Annotated in this window: 16 protein-coding genes; 7 read left to right on the top strand and 9 right to left on the bottom strand. The window is 65.6% G+C overall.

Annotated elements, in window-relative coordinates; genetic code table 11:
- Positions 1 to 130: 130 nt before the first annotated feature.
- Positions 131 to 583 carry a hypothetical protein gene (locus GGD66_RS09500; RefSeq protein ID WP_183257495.1) on the bottom strand — a complete coding sequence of 151 codons (453 nt, stop codon included), beginning with the start codon at positions 581 to 583 and terminating at the stop codon, positions 131 to 133.
- Between the two features lie 367 nt (positions 584 to 950).
- Between GGD66_RS09500 and glgC the strand changes: the two genes are divergently transcribed.
- From glgC to GGD66_RS09515, 3 genes are read left to right on the top strand one after another with little or no spacing between them, the layout of a single operon-like run.
- Positions 951 to 2,213, top strand: a complete 1,263-nt coding sequence (glgC, locus tag GGD66_RS09505) for a glucose-1-phosphate adenylyltransferase (RefSeq protein ID WP_183257496.1) — start codon at positions 951 to 953, stop codon at positions 2,211 to 2,213.
- Positions 2,210 to 3,664 (top strand): glycogen synthase GlgA, encoded by a 1,455-nt coding sequence (gene glgA / locus GGD66_RS09510; RefSeq protein ID WP_183257497.1) that lies wholly within the window; start codon positions 2,210 to 2,212, stop codon positions 3,662 to 3,664. Before glgC ends, glgA begins: the two co-directional genes overlap by 4 nt.
- Positions 3,665 to 3,702: 38 nt before the next feature.
- On the top strand, positions 3,703 to 3,963 hold the full coding sequence (locus GGD66_RS09515; RefSeq protein ID WP_028145410.1) for a SemiSWEET transporter: 261 nt from the start codon (positions 3,703 to 3,705) through the stop codon (positions 3,961 to 3,963).
- Between the two features lie 117 nt (positions 3,964 to 4,080).
- Here the strand turns inward: GGD66_RS09515 and GGD66_RS09520 are convergent, their stop codons facing one another.
- Positions 4,081 to 4,875 (bottom strand): class III extradiol ring-cleavage dioxygenase, encoded by a 795-nt coding sequence (locus tag GGD66_RS09520; protein ID WP_183257498.1) that lies wholly within the window; start codon positions 4,873 to 4,875, stop codon positions 4,081 to 4,083.
- Between the two features lie 149 nt (positions 4,876 to 5,024).
- On the opposite strand from GGD66_RS09520, the gene GGD66_RS09525 reads away from it, so the two are divergent.
- Positions 5,025 to 5,204, top strand: coding sequence for a hypothetical protein (locus tag GGD66_RS09525; protein ID WP_018319760.1), 180 nt, complete (start codon positions 5,025 to 5,027; stop codon positions 5,202 to 5,204).
- Between the two features lie 21 nt (positions 5,205 to 5,225).
- Here GGD66_RS09525 and GGD66_RS09530 read toward each other — a convergent pair whose 3' ends face one another.
- Positions 5,226 to 6,716 (bottom strand): carboxylesterase/lipase family protein, encoded by a 1,491-nt coding sequence (locus GGD66_RS09530; RefSeq protein WP_183257499.1) that lies wholly within the window; start codon positions 6,714 to 6,716, stop codon positions 5,226 to 5,228.
- Positions 6,717 to 6,797: 81 nt separating this feature from the next.
- Positions 6,798 to 7,046, bottom strand: a complete 249-nt coding sequence (locus GGD66_RS09535; RefSeq protein WP_092253276.1) for a hypothetical protein — start codon at positions 7,044 to 7,046, stop codon at positions 6,798 to 6,800.
- A 190-nt stretch (positions 7,047 to 7,236) separates the two neighbouring features.
- Between GGD66_RS09535 and GGD66_RS09540 the strand changes: the two genes are divergently transcribed.
- The 3 genes from GGD66_RS09540 to GGD66_RS09550 all read left to right on the top strand — a co-directional run bounded on the left by GGD66_RS09540 (position 7,237) and on the right by GGD66_RS09550 (position 10,759).
- Positions 7,237 to 9,924, top strand: coding sequence for an alpha/beta hydrolase fold domain-containing protein (locus tag GGD66_RS09540; RefSeq protein WP_183257500.1), 2,688 nt, complete (start codon positions 7,237 to 7,239; stop codon positions 9,922 to 9,924).
- Positions 9,925 to 10,056: 132 nt separating this feature from the next.
- Positions 10,057 to 10,329, top strand: coding sequence for a hypothetical protein (locus tag GGD66_RS09545; RefSeq protein WP_179736050.1), 273 nt, complete (start codon positions 10,057 to 10,059; stop codon positions 10,327 to 10,329).
- Positions 10,330 to 10,414: 85 nt separating this feature from the next.
- Positions 10,415 to 10,759, top strand: coding sequence for a hypothetical protein (locus tag GGD66_RS09550; RefSeq protein WP_091961321.1), 345 nt, complete (start codon positions 10,415 to 10,417; stop codon positions 10,757 to 10,759).
- On the opposite strand, the gene GGD66_RS09555 is transcribed toward GGD66_RS09550, so the two are convergent.
- From GGD66_RS09555 to GGD66_RS09575, 5 genes are all read right to left on the bottom strand, one after another.
- Positions 10,731 to 10,886 carry a hypothetical protein gene (locus GGD66_RS09555; RefSeq protein WP_177236955.1) on the bottom strand — a complete coding sequence of 52 codons (156 nt, stop codon included), beginning with the start codon at positions 10,884 to 10,886 and terminating at the stop codon, positions 10,731 to 10,733. The two genes, GGD66_RS09550 and GGD66_RS09555, sit on opposite strands and share 29 nt — an antisense overlap.
- A 103-nt stretch (positions 10,887 to 10,989) precedes the next feature.
- Positions 10,990 to 11,508, bottom strand: coding sequence for a septal ring lytic transglycosylase RlpA family protein (locus tag GGD66_RS09560; RefSeq protein ID WP_092253281.1), 519 nt, complete (start codon positions 11,506 to 11,508; stop codon positions 10,990 to 10,992).
- Positions 11,509 to 11,675: 167 nt separating this feature from the next.
- Entirely contained in the window at positions 11,676 to 12,830 is a 1,155-nt protein-coding gene (locus tag GGD66_RS09565) for a serine hydrolase (RefSeq protein WP_183257501.1), read from the bottom strand.
- Between the two features lie 170 nt (positions 12,831 to 13,000).
- A complete protein-coding gene (locus tag GGD66_RS09570) occupies positions 13,001 to 14,251 on the bottom strand; it encodes a DUF1501 domain-containing protein (protein ID WP_183257502.1) in 1,251 nt (416 codons plus the stop codon).
- A 2-nt stretch (positions 14,252 to 14,253) separates the two neighbouring features.
- Positions 14,254 to 15,726, bottom strand: a complete 1,473-nt coding sequence (locus GGD66_RS09575; RefSeq protein WP_092253287.1) for a DUF1800 family protein — start codon at positions 15,724 to 15,726, stop codon at positions 14,254 to 14,256.
- Positions 15,727 to 15,831: the final 105 nt, after the last annotated feature.

A 15,831-nucleotide genomic window follows, 5' to 3' on the forward strand; every position in this document is an offset into this window, starting at 1 on the left:
CGGAAAGAGCGGCGCGTACGGTGATCTCGCGCAGCATCGTCGCCGGCCTAGCGACATCACGCCGCGATCGTGCGCGAAAACCTGTGACGCGTTTGCGCGCAGACCATGCTCAAAGCCAAAGCGCGACGGCTCACCAATATCGGCGATAATAGTGCCGGTGATAGACCCGGTACGGCCGGTAGCCGTAGCCATAGCCGTAATACGGACGATAGGGCCGATAATAGCGCGGATACACCGGCGCGTAGCCGTAGCCGCCGTAATAGGCGGGGGCATAACCGTAGCCGTAACCCGGATAGCCATAGCCGCCGTAATACGGGCCGCCGCCGTAATAGCCGTAGCCATAAGGCGCGCTGCTGGCGATGGCGCCGCCGATGATCGCGCCGGCCGCAAGGCCGCCAAGACCCCAGCCCCAGCCCCCGCCCCAGCCTCGGCCGCGCCAATGCACCTGCGCGACATCGTCACCAACAGCGGCCTTCATGGTCGCGACGTTGGTCGGCAGCGGGGCCGCTGCCGTCTGTTGAATTTGACCGGCGATGACCACACCGGCGACCGAACAGGCAATTGCCGTTTTCCAGATCCTCATCGACTTGCTCCCTGTCTAACGTCTTGCTTGGAAAAGGATCGCAGCGACATGATCGGGCATCTTTGCGCCAAGTCAAAGCCCGGATTTTCCAAGCCCGGATTTGCGTGCGGCGCACAAGCCTCGTCCAAGCCTCGCTGCGAGCCGGCTGCCGGCATGCGAGGCGGACCAACGCGCCCGCTCTGCCCGACGTGACACCGGTGCGATGCCGGAGCCCCGCGGCCAAGGCAGAGCATTAAGCTTCTCGCCCGCGCAACCAACAACCTACTTCACGATTGACTATTCGTACCGCTACTATCGGTTCCAATGGCGCGAGGCTTCTCGCGACAAATAGCCTCGGCCTGCGCCGGGTGTGAGTGGGAGGAATGACATGAGTGCCGCGAGACCCGAGCCGCTTGCCCGTCAGGCGCTGGCGTTCGTCCTGGCTGGCGGACGTGGCAGCCGGCTCCTGGAGCTGACCGACCGCCGCGCCAAGCCAGCCGTCTATTTCGGCGGCAAGTCCCGCATCATCGATTTCGCGCTGTCGAATGCCGTCAATTCGGGCATCCGACGCATCGCGGTCGCAACCCAGTACAAGGCGCACAGCCTGATCCGGCATCTTCAGATGGGTTGGAACTTCTTCCGCCCGGAGCGAAACGAGAGCTTCGACATCCTCCCCGCGAGCCAGCGCGTCTCCGAGAACATGTGGTATGTCGGCACGGCGGATGCGGTCTACCAGAACATCGACATCATCGAATCCCACGCCTGCCGCTTCATCGTGGTGCTGGCCGGCGACCACATCTATAAAATGGATTACGAGGTGATGCTGCGCCAGCACGTCGACAGCGGCGCCGACGTCACCGTCGGTTGCCTGGAGATGCCGCGGACGGAATCCTCGGGCTTCGGCATCATGCATATCGACGAGAACGGCTGGATTCAGGAGTTCCTGGAGAAGCCGAAGGATCCGCCGCCGATGCCGGGCAAGCCGGACGTCTCGCTCGCCAGCATGGGCATCTACGTGTTCGACGCCAAGTTCCTGTTCGAGGAGCTCAAGCGCGACGCCGAGGACCCGAACTCGAACCACGATTTCGGCAAGGACATCATTCCCTACCTCGTCAAGAACGGCCGCGCGATGGCGCACCAATATTCCACCTCCTGCGTGCGTTCCGGCAGCGACCCGCGCGCCTATTGGCGCGACGTCGGCACGGTCGATGCCTATTGGGCCGCCAATATCGACCTCACCGACGTCGTGCCCGAGCTCGACCTGTTCGACAGCTCCTGGCCGATCTGGTCCTATGCCGAGATCACGCCGCCGGCGAAATTCGTCCATGACGAGGAGAGCCGGCGCGGCCAGGCCGTGAGCTCACTGGTCTCGGGCGGCTGCATCATCTCTGGCGCCTCGCTGCGCCGGTCGCTGCTGTTCACCGGCGTGCGCATCAACTCCTATGCCAATGTCGAGAACGCCGTGATCATGCCCTATGTCAATGTCGGCCGCGGCGCGCGGCTGAAGAACGTCGTGATCGACCGCGGCGTCGAGATTCCGGAAGGACTCGTGATCGGCGAGGATCCCGCATTCGATGCCAGGCGCTTCCGCACCACCGAGCAGGGGATTTCGCTCGTCACCCAGCCGATGATCGACAGGCTCAATACATGAGGCCTGTTCGCGTCCTCGCGGTCGCTTCTGAAGTCTATCCCATCGTCAAGACCGGCGGCCTCGCGGATGTCGCCGGCGCGCTGCCGATCGCGTTGAAGGCGCATGGCGTCGAGATGCGCACCTTGATGCCGGGCTATCCCGACGTGACGCGGATCGTATCGAACGCAGAGGAGATCCGGAGCTGGCCGGATTATTTCGGCGGGCCGGGCCGGCTGCTCGCGGGCTCCCATGACGGGCTCGACCTGTTCGTGCTCGACGTGCCGCATCTCTATGCGCGGCCGGGCAATCCCTATGTCACCACCGAAGGCGTCGACTGGCCGGACAATGGCGTGCGCTTCGCGGCGCTGTCGCGCATCGCCGCCGATATCGGCCACGGCCTCGTCCCCGCCTTCGTTCCCGATGTCGTGCACGCCCATGATTGGCAGGCCGGGCTCGCGCCGGCCTATCTGCACTATGACAATCGCCCGCGGCCCGGCACCGTGATGACCATCCACAACATGGCCTATCAGGGCAAGTTCGCTCCGGAGCTGATCGGTGCGATCGGCCTGCCCTGGCACGCGTTCAACGTCAACGAGATCGAATATTTCGGCGGCATCAGCTTCTTGAAGGCGGGCCTGCAATTCGCCGATCGCATCACGACGGTGTCGCCGACCTACGCGCAGGAGATCCAGAGCGACGAAGGCGGCATGGGGTTCGGTGGCCTGCTGCGCGCACGCGCGAACGTGCTGAGCGGCATCCTCAACGGCATCGACATCTCGGTGTGGAATCCGCAGGACGATGCGCACATCGCCTACCGCTACGGCGCCGAGGACCTGACCTTCCGGGCCGCGAACAAGGCGGTGCTGCAGCAGCAGTTCAATCTCGATTCCTCCGACGAGGCGCCGCTGCTCGGCGTCATCAGCCGGCTGTCGTGGCAGAAGGGGCTCGATCTGCTGCTCGAGGCCATTCCGACCATTCTGGCCGAAGGCATGCAGCTCGCGCTGCTCGGCAGCGGCGACCGCGATCTCCAGGATCGCTATCAGGCCGCCGCCCGCGCCAATCCCGGCCGGATCGGCGTCGTGATCGGCTATGACGAGATTTTGGCGCACCTGCTCCAGGCCGGATCGGACGCGCTGATCGTGCCGTCACGCTTCGAGCCGTGCGGCCTGACCCAGCTCTGCGCGCTGCGTTATGGCGCCGTTCCGATCGTCTCACGCGTCGGCGGGCTCGAGGACACCATCGTCGACATCAGCGAAGCCGACGCCGCCGACCGCGATGCCACCGGTTTCAAGTTCGCACCCGTGACGGCGGCTGCCCTCGCCGGCACGCTGCGCAAGGCCAACACCGCCTTCCACGACAAGCAGACCTGGCGCCGGCTGCAATTAAACGGCCTTGCGACCGACGTCTCCTGGCGCAACCGCGCCGGCGACTATGCCGCGCTGTATCGCGGGCTCATGACGGAGCGTGCCTGAGGCGATGACCATCGTCGAATCCATGCTATAGAGCCGGCATGGACCCGTTCGTGATCAAGCTGATCGGCTTTGCCGCCGCCACCTGCACCACCGTGGCCTACGCGCCGCAAGCCATCAAGGTATGGAAGACGCGCTCCACCGGAGACATCTCGCTCGGCATGTTTCTTGTGATGGTGCTCGGCCTCGCGCTCTGGCTGATCTACGGCCTGCTCTCGGGCGATGCGCCGCTGGTCGCCGCCAACGCCATCACCATGCTGCTCGCCGGCGGCATTTTGTTCATGAAACTGAAATACGGGTGAGGTCGCGGGATGCGTAGGGCGGATTAGCCCCCAGCTGCGCGAAGCGCAGTCCGCGGGCGTAATCCGCCACCTTGCCGCACGACGGCGGATTACGCTTCGCTAATCCGCCCTACGGAATCAACCGAATACATACGACGCCATCGCCACACTCGCGACCTCGTCGACGAAGACGCGCTTGCCGATATCGCTGCCGGCGGCGCCGGCGGCCACCATCAGCGGCAGCAGATGATCCTCGCGCGGATGCGCGAGGCGCGCGCTCGGTGCGTTCTCCCAGTCGACCAGCATCGCGTTGCGGCGAGCCGCATCCGGGTTGCTGATCGCCTCGTTCAGATAGGCCTCGAAGTCATACGAGACCGGCTTGGACTCCGGCCGGTTGAAGCCACGCATATTGTGATAGGTCAGCCCGCTGCCGACGATCAGGATGCCTTCATCGCGGAGCGGGGCAATCGCCTCGCCGACCTTGACGTGCTCGGCCGCATCGTAAGCAGACTTCAGCGACAGCAGCACGATCGGCATGTCGGCGTTCGGATACATCAGGCCGAGCGGCACGAAGGTGCCGTGATCAAAACCCTGGTTGGGATCTTCCCGGCATTCGAGGCCCGCGCGCGTGAGCAGCGCCTTCACCTCGGTCGCAAGTTCGGGCCGGCCCGGCGCCGGATATTTGAGATGATAGGTATGCTCGGGGAAACCGTAATAGTCGTACACCATCGGCGGATGCGCCGAGGTCGAGACGGTGAAGGCATCGGCCTCCCAATGGCCGGTGATGACGAGCACGGCCTTCGGCCTCTCCGGCAGAAGCTGCGGCAACCGGCCGAACTCTTCGGCGGTTCTGGCATATTGCACCCGCCTGTCCTCCATGAACGGCCAGGGGCCGCCGCCGTGCGACAGGAACAGGGTCGGAAATCGCGTCATGGGGCTCGTCTCATCGGCACTCTGCGCGTGCCCGCGCGTCCGGCAACGAGCATAGGCAAACCGGCATGGTTAGCAAGTCGTTAACGATTTGCCGCCCAAAATCCCCGGCGTGGCCGAAGCAGTCGGCCTGAAGACAAGTGAGACGTGAGATGAAGAAGTTTGCGCTGGGGGATGTCGTCAACAGTGACAAGGGCCGCCGCGGCATCGTTCGCGCCGCCTTCAAGTCGCGGGACGGCCAGCAGTTCTACGCCGTCGAGAAGGACGGCGCGATGGACTATCTGGAGGAAGGCCGGCTGACGCCGGCGCCCCGCGTCGAGCTCGCGGCTTAAGTCCAACCATTTTTATCGGCGCTAGCGCGCGAGCCGGTCGAGACGCTCCGCCAAGGGATCGTCGCCGCTCGCGATGCGATCGTTCGTGATCAGCAGCAGGCGATCGCTCCCTGCGGCTGCGTCCCAATGCGGCAGACCGGGACCGTTGGGATCGCCGCTTCTGGCGAAGTTGATCCAATAGGACCGCATGCGGCTTGCGACCTCGCGATCGGCTCGCGAGAAGATGCCCGCTCCCGGCACGCCTTCTGCACCGAAGATGAACTGCAACTCGCGCCCGTGCCCAGCCCCAGGATTGGCGCGGCGCGCCTCGGGCACGTAAGCGAAGCGATAGCGAAAGGTCGCTGCGCCGCTTGCGGCATGCAGGCGCGCCAGCAGCCTTGCGGGCTCGGAAAAAACTTTGTCGGTGTAAAATCTTGCCGCAATATCCGAAGGCTTGGCGAGAGAAGGCCTGTCGAGAGAAGGCTTGGCGAGATCGGGATAGAGCTTGCGCAGCTCATCGCTTGTGAGGCCTGACGCTGCAAGCTCCTCCCTGGTATCGAACTCGCCGTCGAAACCCGTCTCGTCGTCGTTCGAGCCGATCATCAGAGGAATGCGGCTTTGATGTCCGGCCGCAAAGCCGGCAGCGATATCCTCGGTCACCAGACTTCCATCCATCATTGGCGCGAAGGCATACCGCGATTGCTCCAGCAGACGGCTTTCGGCGGCAAGCAGGCGGCGCGGTTCGGCGGCGCGCAAATCCGCCTGCGGTCCGAGCGCCGCCACGAACTGCCGGCCGGTCGCCTGCGCGTCCTGCACCGAGCGCAGAGGCGCGCGACCGGGCACCGATTGCAGAATGGCCTTCTGGAACAAATCGCGCGACTGCGCGGACAGCATCAGAAGCGCGATCGATGTCGCGCCCGCGTCGCTGCCAAACAAGGTGACGTTGTGCGGATCACCGCCGAAGGCCGCGATGTTGTCATGAACCCAACGCAGCGCGGCGATCTGGTCCATCAGGCCGTAATTGCCGGAGCCGCCGTCCGCCAACGCGGGATCAGCGAGCCAGCCGAGCGCGCCGAGGCGATAATTTGCGGTGACCACGATGAGGCCGGCTTGCGCCAGCCTGGCACCGTCGAACAGCCGCTCATTCGCGGTGCCGCTGATGAAGCCGCCGCCATGGATGAACATCATCACCGGCAGCGGGCCGTCGACCCCGAAGGGACGAAACACGTTCAGCGTCAGGCAATCCTCGCTCGCATCAGGCAAGGACGGCTGAAGGCACGGCGCGCCGTAATCGTAGGCGGTGTGCATCTCCGAACTTTCGGGCGTCGGCTGCGGCGGGCGCCAACGCAGCGCGCCGACCGGCGGCGCGGCGTAGGCCAGTCCCTTGAACGAGGCCACCTCGCCTTCGACGGCGCCGAGCATCTGTCCTTCACGCGTCAGCGCGAATGGAAATTGTCCGACCGGCTGCGCCACGGCCGGGCCGGCGCAACACAGGACAATGGAGGCCGCAAGAAGCGCGAGCAGGGATCGCATCTTCGGTGCATCTCGATGCGCGGAACGGTTTCCTGCAGGTTACGTCCGCCGCCGTCGGCGGGGCAAGTCTGCCGGCTCGCACTAACCGCGCTTTGCGAGAATCTCCGCCAGCGCGTGCCGCGCGACGATGCCGAGCTCGCCAAGCGTGGCGTGCCCGGCCCGCGCAGCTTCGATCAGGCGCTCGGCGATGAACCTGCGGCTGTCGTGATCGCCGCCATGCGGCAATTGCCGGCACGTCTGCTCCAGGACGACGTCCATGTTCGCTTTGGTCCGCTCACTCAACTCTGTCATGACGCCCGGCCGGTACGCGTGGCTTGTAACCGCAAGCATACAGAGGCGGATCGGGCATGATTAGCCCGGGTAATCACGGCCATTGTGCATCGCGGTGCGTGTAGTGCCGCAACATTCACGCGGCCACGATGACGCCGCAAACGCCTACCCAAGATTGCACATGCCGTGATGACAAGCCGTGCATGTGGCGATAGCCTTGCCGGCAAAACAAAACATACGGGAGGATGCCATGCCTGACGCGATGGTTGCCACACGTGCCTCCGATGAGCGCGGAACCGCTCAGCAGGTCGATGTCGCCGTGGTCGGCGCCGGCTTTGCCGGCCTCTATCTGCTTCATCGCCTGCGCAAGGCCGGCTTTAGGGCGGTCGGGCTCGAAGAGGCCGGCGACGTCGGCGGCACCTGGTACTGGAACCGCTATCCGGGCGCGCGCTGCGACATCCAGACCATTGACTACAGCTACACCTTCGATCCCGAGCTCGAGACGGCCTGGACCTGGTCGGAGAAATACGCGACCCAGCCCGAAATCCTGCGCTATCTCGGCTTCGTCGCTGACCGCTACGACCTCAGGGGCGACATCCGCTTCAGGACCAAGGTCACCGAAGCCAAATGGGACGAGAAGGCCGAGCGCTGGCAGCTCACCACCGACAATGGCCCACCGGTCTCCTGCCGCCATTACATCATGGCCACCGGCTGCCTCTCGGCGCCGAAGCCGCCGGAGATCGACGGCGTCAAGGATTTCAAAGGCGAGGTCTATTTCACCGGACGCTGGCCGCATGGCGGCGTCAATCTCGCGGGAAAGCGCGTCGCCGTGATCGGCACCGGCTCGTCGGCGATCCAGTCGATCCCGCTGATCGCCGAGCAGGCCGCGCATCTGACCGTGTTCCAGCGCACGCCGAACTTCGCACTGCCTGCGCATAATGGCCCGGCGCCATCGGACCGCATGAGCCTTTTGCAGTCCGATCGCCCGGCCTATCGCGAGCAGGCGCGCCAGTCGATGGCGGGCGTGCCCTATCCGCAGCAGATGGCAGTGAGCTGGCAATTGAGCGATGCCGAGCGCCGCGAGCGGTTCGAACGTGCCTGGGCCGCCGGCGACCTCGTCCACATCCTGACCCAGCTCTGGGCCGACCAGGCCGTCGACGTCGACGGCAACAAGCTGATCTGCGATCTCATCCGCGAGAAGATCTCGGCGGCCGTGAAGGATCCCGAAACCGCCGCGGCGCTGATGCCGCACGACCATCCGTTCGGCGCCAAACGTCCCTGCCTCGACACCAACTACTACGCCACCTACAACCGGCCGAACGTCACGCTGGTCAATCTGCGGCAGGAGCCGATCAAGGCGATCACGGCAAGTGGCATCTCCACGAACGGCCGCAGCTTCGACGTCGACGTCATCGTGTTCGCGACCGGTTTCGACGCCATGACCGGCGCGATCCGCGCCGTGCATCCGATCACCGGGCGCGGCGGCAAGTCGCTGACCGATGTCTGGGCGCAGGGGCCGCAGACCTATCTCGGGCTCACGGTCGAAGGCTTTCCCAACTTCTTCATGATCACCGGGCCCGGCAGCCCGTCGGTGCTGTCGAACATGGCGGTGTCGATCGAGCAGCATGTCGACTGGGTGGTCGACCGACTGGCCGCATTGTGCGACGCCGGCTTCACCACGATCGAGCCGACCGAGACGGCGCAGGCCGGCTGGAACAGGCACATGGCCGACTGTTCGATGCTGACGCTGCATCGGCTCGCCAACACCTGGTATACGGGCGCCAACGTCCCCGGCAAGGTGCAGGGCCTGATGCCCTATACCGGCGGCGTCGGCCCCTATCGCAGCATCTGCGACGAGGTGGTCAGCCGCGGCATGCTCGGTTTCAAGCTCACCGGCCCTGGCGGCACGGAGCAATGCAATGACGGCGAGGTGGTGCGGCTGCAGCCCGACGTGCGGCTGGTGATGAACCTGCTCGCGTCGCTGAACCTGCCGCCGATCGAGTCGATGGGCGCGATCGGCGCGCGCGAGTTCGTGAACGAGTTCAACAAGGGCCGGCCCGCCGGACGGCCGATCGGCGAGATCGTCGACGGTACCCTGCCCGTCACGGGCGGCGCGCTGCCCTACCGCGTCTACAAGCCGGCGACGCCGGGACCGCATCCGGTCGTGGTCTATTTCCACGGCGGCGGCTGGGTGCTCGGCGACGAGCAGTCGGACGAGCCGTTCTGCCGCGACATGGTGCGGCGGACCGGCATGACGTTCGTCAGCATCGGCTATCGCCACGCCCCCGAGCATCGCTTCCCGACCGCTGCCGAAGACGGCTATGCGGCCACGCGCTGGATCGCCGAACACGCCACTGAACTCGGCGGCAAGCCGGGCCCGGTAATGGTGGCGGGCTGGAGCGCCGGCGGCAACATCGCCGCCGTCACCTGCCAGCTCGCGCGCGACCGCGGCGGGCCGGAGATCGCTGGCCAGCTCCTGATCTGCCCGGCCACTGACTGCACCTTCGATCGCCCGTCCTATAACGACAATGCGACCGGCTACTTCCTGACGCGATCGCTGATGTACTGGTTCTGGGACCTCTACTGCTCGCCGGCGGACCGCACCGATCCGCGCGCCTCGCCGCTCCGCGGCAAGGTCGAAAGGTTGCCGCCTGCTTTCGTGGCGACCTGCGAGTTCGATCCCTTGCGCGACGAAGGCATCGCTTATGCCGAAGCGATGGCGGCCGCAGGCGTCCCGGTCGAGCAGCTCAGGGCGAACGGCCATTTCCACTCGTCCTTCACCATGGTCGATGTGGTGATCACGGGCGTGCCGGGCCGCGTGCAAATGGCGGAAGCCTTGCGACGCTTCGCCGGGCTGCCGCCGGAGATCAGCCGCGGTGACGAGGACAATCACGGCAACGCCAGCCCAGGGCACAAAATCGCGGCGGCCGCGAGTTGAGCGGAAACGGAGCGGCCGGGAACCTTTTCCCCGCTGCCCCGTTAAGTGCGTGTGGCATTGAGATGCAGCGACAGGTATGGGCCCCGGCACGCAAATCCGCGTGCTGGGGTGTTTTTTGCGTGAGGTGGGACGATGGGGGACGTGGTTGCGGCTTCAAAGGTCGATTTCGATGCGCTTGCGGCCCTGCATAAATGGCCATCGCTGGCAAACCAGCGCCGGCCGGACCGGGAATCATACCCGATAAGGGAAGGCACGCTCGACGAGTGCATCTCGGCGTTCATGGGGAAGCCGGCGACGACCCGGCATCTCTATGAGATCCGGACAGCGGCGCAGCCGCCGCTCGTGACCGGCATCCTTTCGCCCGAACACGTTATCGAACTCTCGCGCTGGAGAGAGTTTCTCTGACGGCGCTTCACATGCAGGCGCGTAGGAACCTTCTGCCGGTTTTTCCCGTTGTTGGAGATCGGAAGTCAAGCCGCGAGTGCCTCACATGCTTGAAGCTGGCGTACCACCCCCGGTCGTGCCCTATGGCGCAGACCAGACCCTGTTCGTGGTGATCGATCGCCTCGACCAGGCGACGGAGATTCGCATCGAACGAAGCGATCTCGAAGCCACTATCGGCGAGCTCGTCGCCGGCTGCTTCAACGACCCCATCAAGGTGATTTCGTTCAACACGCTCGAACATTGGATGAAGGACATCTCGACCGATGTCGCCGGCGCGATAAAGGCACGCTGCGACATCTATGGCATAGAGCTACCCGACTATCTCAGCGACTTCATCGATAGCCATAGCATGAATGCGGGAGTTATGCGCGCCGATATTTGCCGGCGATGACTTCGATTTCGCGACGGCGCTCGTCGGCGAAGGCCTGGAGCTTTTCGATCGTCAGCGTATCCGTGATCCGTTTGGCGAGTCGCTCGGCGCGCGCGGCTTGATCTTCGAGATATCGGATCGTGTTCAAGCGCCCGCCTCCCCAACAGCCCCAAATTGTTCGGACAGACATGGTGCTTGAGAAGCCGCTAACACCCGGTTAAGCGCGGCGGGCCGAACGCGATGTCTCGAACTCATTGCACGACGTCGAGCCGGACATTGGTGATGCCCCTGTCGACCATGCCGAGCGCCTCGGCTGCGGAAGGCGAGACGTCGACGACGCGTCCGCGGATATAGGGCCCGCGATCGTTGACCCTGACGGTCACGAAGCGGCCGGAGGAAACGTCGGTGACGCGCAGCTTGGTGCCGAATGGCAGGGTCGGATGGGCCGCGGTCAATTCGTTCTTGTCGAACTTCTCGCCGCTCGCAGTCTCCGTATCCGAATAGAAGCTGGCAACGCCGTGCGAGGCCGCTTGCTTTGCATCGCCATTGGGAATGCGCACCCGGCTGATCGGCCTTGGATGCAGCGCCGCCACCCGGTGCGGCCGCTCGATCGCGGCCTGCCGGCCGGTGCCCCCGAGATCGGCCTTCTGGCGGCCGACAGGCGATTGCGCGCAGGCGGCGAGCGAGGCGGCCCCGACGATGGCCAGCAGCAGCCGGCTCGCGGTTGCCAGTGAAATCGGGGCAGTTTCGGCACGTGCAATGCAAGACATGATGCGCCCTCCGAACTGCCCGGAGTTTCGGTGGGCAATGAGGGCAGAACCTTGTCGGAACAAAAGCGGGCGTGGGGCCGCCGCCGTTTCGCGTCAGCTGTGACGATTCCACCACACCTGCATGTCCTGAATCGGGACGGCGACCGCCCCAGAGGGGCCCTTCCCGTTCAGGCCGGAGGCGGGATCGCGCGCAACACGTCCCGGAAGACGCCGAACTGCAATCGAAACGCTTGCGAGCTGTAGTCCTGATAGTAACCCGCAGTCACTGCGACGACGAGATCGAGTTCCGGAACGATGCGGATCGACTGCCCGCCGCGGCCAAGCGCGCCGATCCAGTTGATCTTGCGGTCATTGAGGCGCGTTTGGCCGCGCCACCACAGATATCCGTAGGTTTGAGAGTCCGTCGCCTTGATCTTCTCTGCCTCGATCCACGCCTTGGAGACGATCTGGCGGCCGTTCCAGCGACCGCCCGCAAGCACGAGCTGGCCGATCTTGGCCATGTCGCGCGGTCGCAAGCGCAATCCTCCTCCGGCATCGGTATCCCCCCTGTACCGGCCCCACGCCGTGCCGGTGATACCCAGAGGCTCGAACAAATTCTCGCGCGCGAATTCATCGAGAGGACGTCCCGTCGCCTTGCGGATGATGGCCGACACAAGCGTGAGCGCGCCGGTGTTGTAGAAGAACTCCTGCCCCGCCGCGGCGGTCACGGGAAGACCGAGAACGTAACGACACGGATCCCACGCCATATGCATGCGCGTCTCGTCATTGTCGTCGTCTCCCGTCGCGGGCGTCGCCTCGACCCACTTCAGGCCCATCGACATGGTGAGCACATGCACCAGCCGGATGCGGTCCTTTTCGGGAGAACGCAAGTCGGACAGCTCGGGGAAGAAGCTGAAGATCGGCTCGTCGACGCCGCGTATCAGCCCGCGATCGATCGCAATCCCGACGACGAGCGATGCAACGCTCTTCGAAACAGACTTCATGTTGTGCAACGTATCGGCATCGAAGGCGATGGTTTCCACACGGCGGCCGTAGATGTAGCCGGGTATCTCGTCGGCGCCCTTGAAGTAACGCTCGAACGCCAGCTTGCCGTCGCGGGCGACCAGCACCGCATGGATATTGGCATCGCTCGTGGCGAGCCGGTCGGCCATCCCGCACAGCGCCTCGCGATTGACGAGACTGTCGCCAGCGACGGAGCCGCCCGGCCAGCCGTCGCCCCGTTCGGGCGGAACACCGCAGCCGTCGGCTGCGTTCGCGCAGACCGCGGAGAGCGGCGCCAGTGCGGCGCCGCCGAGAAGCGAAATGAACTGGCGCCGCCTCATGCGAGCCTCATCCCTGTTGCGGCGCGGAGCCAGCTTCGGCGCCGGCGTATCGGGGCTGCGCGTTCTCTCTGAGGATGCGCGCGAACTCACGCCAATAGAGCCTTTGCCAGTTCGTCTTCAAGCTGGCGAGAAAATCGAGCTCTCTTTGCGTCAGCGTGCACATTGCGCCTTCAGGCCACAAGGCCCCCCATCGGCTTGACGTCGGCGCTGCCGGGGAAAACCGCATCCGCCAGCACCTTCTCCTCGACGCGCAAATGATCCCTGAGCAGGCCCTTCAGCACGGCGCGCAGATCGGTGCTCGGCTTGAGGTCGCGATCCTCGAACAGTTGCGCCGGCTTCAGTCCCGGCCAGTCCGCGATCACGCGGCCGCCGGCGAGCCCGCCGCCGATCAGGAATGCGACCGTGCCGGTGCCGTGATCGGTGCCTTGCGTGCCGTTGATGCGCGCAGTGCGCCCGAACTCGGTGACCACGGCGACGACGGTCTCGCCCCAGGCCTCGCCCATGTTGCTCTCGATCGCGGCGAAGGCGCCGTCGAGCGCGCCGAGCAGATTGTAGAGCTGGCCCGACGCCGCGCCTTCGGCGATATGCGTATCCCAGCCGACAAAACCCATGGCACCGACGCGCGGACCGTCTTGCTTGGCGAGATAGCGCGCAGCGGTGCCGGCCGCTTCCGCAAAGTAGGCGCGCACGCGCGCGATGCCCGGCGGCGCCAGGGTCGGATCGTCCGACATGACGTCGCCCGCGCTGGGTGCCCCGCTGAGCGAAGCGAGCTTCATGCGCGCCTGCAGCACGGTCGCGAGCTTCGGGTCGGTGTGCTGGTAGAGATCGAGCAGGCGGCTCTGCGTGTCCTCGCTCGCCGGGAGCAATTTCTGCGGCACCCATGTCATGACCGGCGCCGAGCCGCGCACCACCAGCGGCGTCACCGAGCCGATGCCGAGCGCGCGGCTGCCGCGTGGATCGACGCGGCCGCCCGATTCCAGCGCGAGCAGCGCGCGGTTGAGCCATCCCGAACTGGTCATCCCCGGCTTGACGAGCCCGCTCTCCAGCACGTCCTGGCCATCGAAATGCGAGCGCTCGCGATAGGGCGTCGCAACTGCATGGACGATCGCGGCCTTGCCGCTCTTGTAGAGCCGGTGCAAATTCGGCATCGCCGGATTGAGCGCGAAGAAGGCATCGAGCGGCAGCGCCGGCGGCTTGCCGTCCAGCACCAGCGCGCGATCGCCGCGCAACGAGATCCAGTCGGGATCGCCGACCGGCGCGACGGCGCCGAGGCCGTCGAGCGCACCGCGCAGCACGATGACGAGCAGGCGCGGATCGCGCCCCTCCGCGCGCGCGATCCTGGGCATCTGGCTCCATGCGAACAGCGCCCCGGAGCCGACCAGAAGCTCCCGCCGCGTGGGCAGGTGATCGACGAAGCCCATGCTCACCTCCTCTGAAAATCCGCCGACATGAACAGCAGCGCCAGTGCCTGCTGCCGGCTCTCGGCGCGGCCGACCGCCTGCTTCACCTCGGGGGCGATTTGCGATGCAAGGACGTCCTCGATGATGGCTTGCGGATCGGCCATGCCGGTGATGCGTTCGGCGAAATTGTTGGCGACGTCGAGCCGCCGGCCGACGCCGTCGATCCAGCTCGCTTCATCGTCCGGATAACCCTTGGGCGCGGGCGGACGCCACAGCGGCTCGCCGAGCAGCTGCTGGCCACCGGTGTAGAGGACGGGATCGACCTGCGTGATGCCGGTCGCACGCACCATGCCGACGACCCATTCGCCGGGACGCTTGAGCTTTGACGGCGGCGCACGCCACGCCTCGTCCGACGACACCATCAGGGTCGCGACCTGCTTGAGATCGCCCTCGGTGTCGCGAAAAACCTTCGCCATCTGTTCGACCAGCGCCGGCGGCGGCTCGTCGGCGACGAAGTGCCGCGCGAGCTTGGTCGCGACATGGGTCGCGGTGGCCGGATGCGCGGCGAGATCGCGCAGCACGGCGCGGCCCTGCTCGACATCTTCCTGCTCATAGCGCTTGCCGAGCACGGTCTGTCCGCCGGGCTCGTGCAGCCGGGGATTGAAGGTGAACTCGCCGCCATGCTGGGGATCTGCGCCCGGCGGCACCAGCGTCCAGCCGGTCATCACGTTGGCGAAGCTGATGACGTCGTCCTGGGTGTAGCCGGAGCGCACGCCGAGCGTATGCAGCTCCATGATCTCGCGGGCAAAGTTCTCGTTGAGGCCGCTGCTGCGGTTGATGCCCGCGGTCGAATTCGCCCCCATCGAACCGAGATTGTCGAGATAGAACAGCATCGCCGGATGGCCTTCGACGGCCAGCAGGAGATCGACGAACCGGCCAAGCGCATTGGCGCGAACCGCCTCGCGTTCATAGGCACCGGACATGCTCTGGATCCGGTTGGCCGAGATGCAGAAATGATTTGACCAGAACCAGACCAGCCGCTCGGCAAAGCCGATATCGGCTGCAAGCGCTGCCTCCGTGCGCAGCTTGGCTTCCTGCAAATACATCGGACGTCCGGGATCAGGAATAGCGTCGGCGGCTTGCTTCGCCGCCATCTCGGCGGCGTCCTTTTCCTGGCCCGCTTGCCCCTGCGTCTGCAATTGCGGCTGAGCCTGGTCGTCAGCTGCGGTGGGTGCCGACGCCATCTGCTGCTTCTTGGCCTGCTGCTGCGCTTGCTTGGCGCGGGCCGTGCGCCGCGCATTGGCATCGGCCACGGTGCGATAGGCTTTCGCACTGGAGGGCAGGCTGGCCGCCGCGGCGAGCACGAGCGGCCGGTCGAGCTCGGCAATCAGCGCGGCGCGCGGGTCGCTTCCCAGCGCGGCAATCGAGCCCGGCCGCGGCCCCATCCCGAAGCGATGGAGCGCCAGCACGGCTTCGGCCTTTGCGGAATTGCTCATGGCGAATGCCCAATTCTACGAGCCCGCCCGACGGCATCGCTCGAGGCTACGAATTGTAGTGCTACATATCGTAGCATTCGCGGGACTGACAGACAAGCGGAGATT

It is taken from the genome of Bradyrhizobium sp. CIR48, from assembly GCF_014198315.1.
GTDB lineage: Bacteria > Pseudomonadota > Alphaproteobacteria > Rhizobiales > Xanthobacteraceae > Bradyrhizobium.

Coding starts and splice junctions, on each gene's coding strand:
- GGD66_RS09500 (WP_183257495.1), bottom strand. CDS start 583: ATGAGGATCTGGAAAACGGCAATTGCCTGTTCGGTCGCCGGTGTGGTC.
- glgC (WP_183257496.1), top strand. CDS start 951: ATGAGTGCCGCGAGACCCGAGCCGCTTGCCCGTCAGGCGCTGGCGTTC.
- glgA (WP_183257497.1), top strand. CDS start 2,210: ATGAGGCCTGTTCGCGTCCTCGCGGTCGCTTCTGAAGTCTATCCCATC.
- GGD66_RS09515 (WP_028145410.1), top strand. CDS start 3,703: ATGGACCCGTTCGTGATCAAGCTGATCGGCTTTGCCGCCGCCACCTGC.
- GGD66_RS09520 (WP_183257498.1), bottom strand. CDS start 4,875: ATGACGCGATTTCCGACCCTGTTCCTGTCGCACGGCGGCGGCCCCTGG.
- GGD66_RS09525 (WP_018319760.1), top strand. CDS start 5,025: ATGAAGAAGTTTGCGCTGGGGGATGTCGTCAACAGTGACAAGGGCCGC.
- GGD66_RS09530 (WP_183257499.1), bottom strand. CDS start 6,716: ATGCGATCCCTGCTCGCGCTTCTTGCGGCCTCCATTGTCCTGTGTTGC.
- GGD66_RS09535 (WP_092253276.1), bottom strand. CDS start 7,046: ATGCTTGCGGTTACAAGCCACGCGTACCGGCCGGGCGTCATGACAGAG.
- GGD66_RS09540 (WP_183257500.1), top strand. CDS start 7,237: ATGCCTGACGCGATGGTTGCCACACGTGCCTCCGATGAGCGCGGAACC.
- GGD66_RS09545 (WP_179736050.1), top strand. CDS start 10,057: ATGGGGGACGTGGTTGCGGCTTCAAAGGTCGATTTCGATGCGCTTGCG.
- GGD66_RS09550 (WP_091961321.1), top strand. CDS start 10,415: ATGCTTGAAGCTGGCGTACCACCCCCGGTCGTGCCCTATGGCGCAGAC.
- GGD66_RS09560 (WP_092253281.1), bottom strand. CDS start 11,508: ATGTCTTGCATTGCACGTGCCGAAACTGCCCCGATTTCACTGGCAACC.
- GGD66_RS09565 (WP_183257501.1), bottom strand. CDS start 12,830: ATGAGGCGGCGCCAGTTCATTTCGCTTCTCGGCGGCGCCGCACTGGCG.
- GGD66_RS09570 (WP_183257502.1), bottom strand. CDS start 14,251: ATGGGCTTCGTCGATCACCTGCCCACGCGGCGGGAGCTTCTGGTCGGC.
- GGD66_RS09575 (WP_092253287.1), bottom strand. CDS start 15,726: ATGAGCAATTCCGCAAAGGCCGAAGCCGTGCTGGCGCTCCATCGCTTC.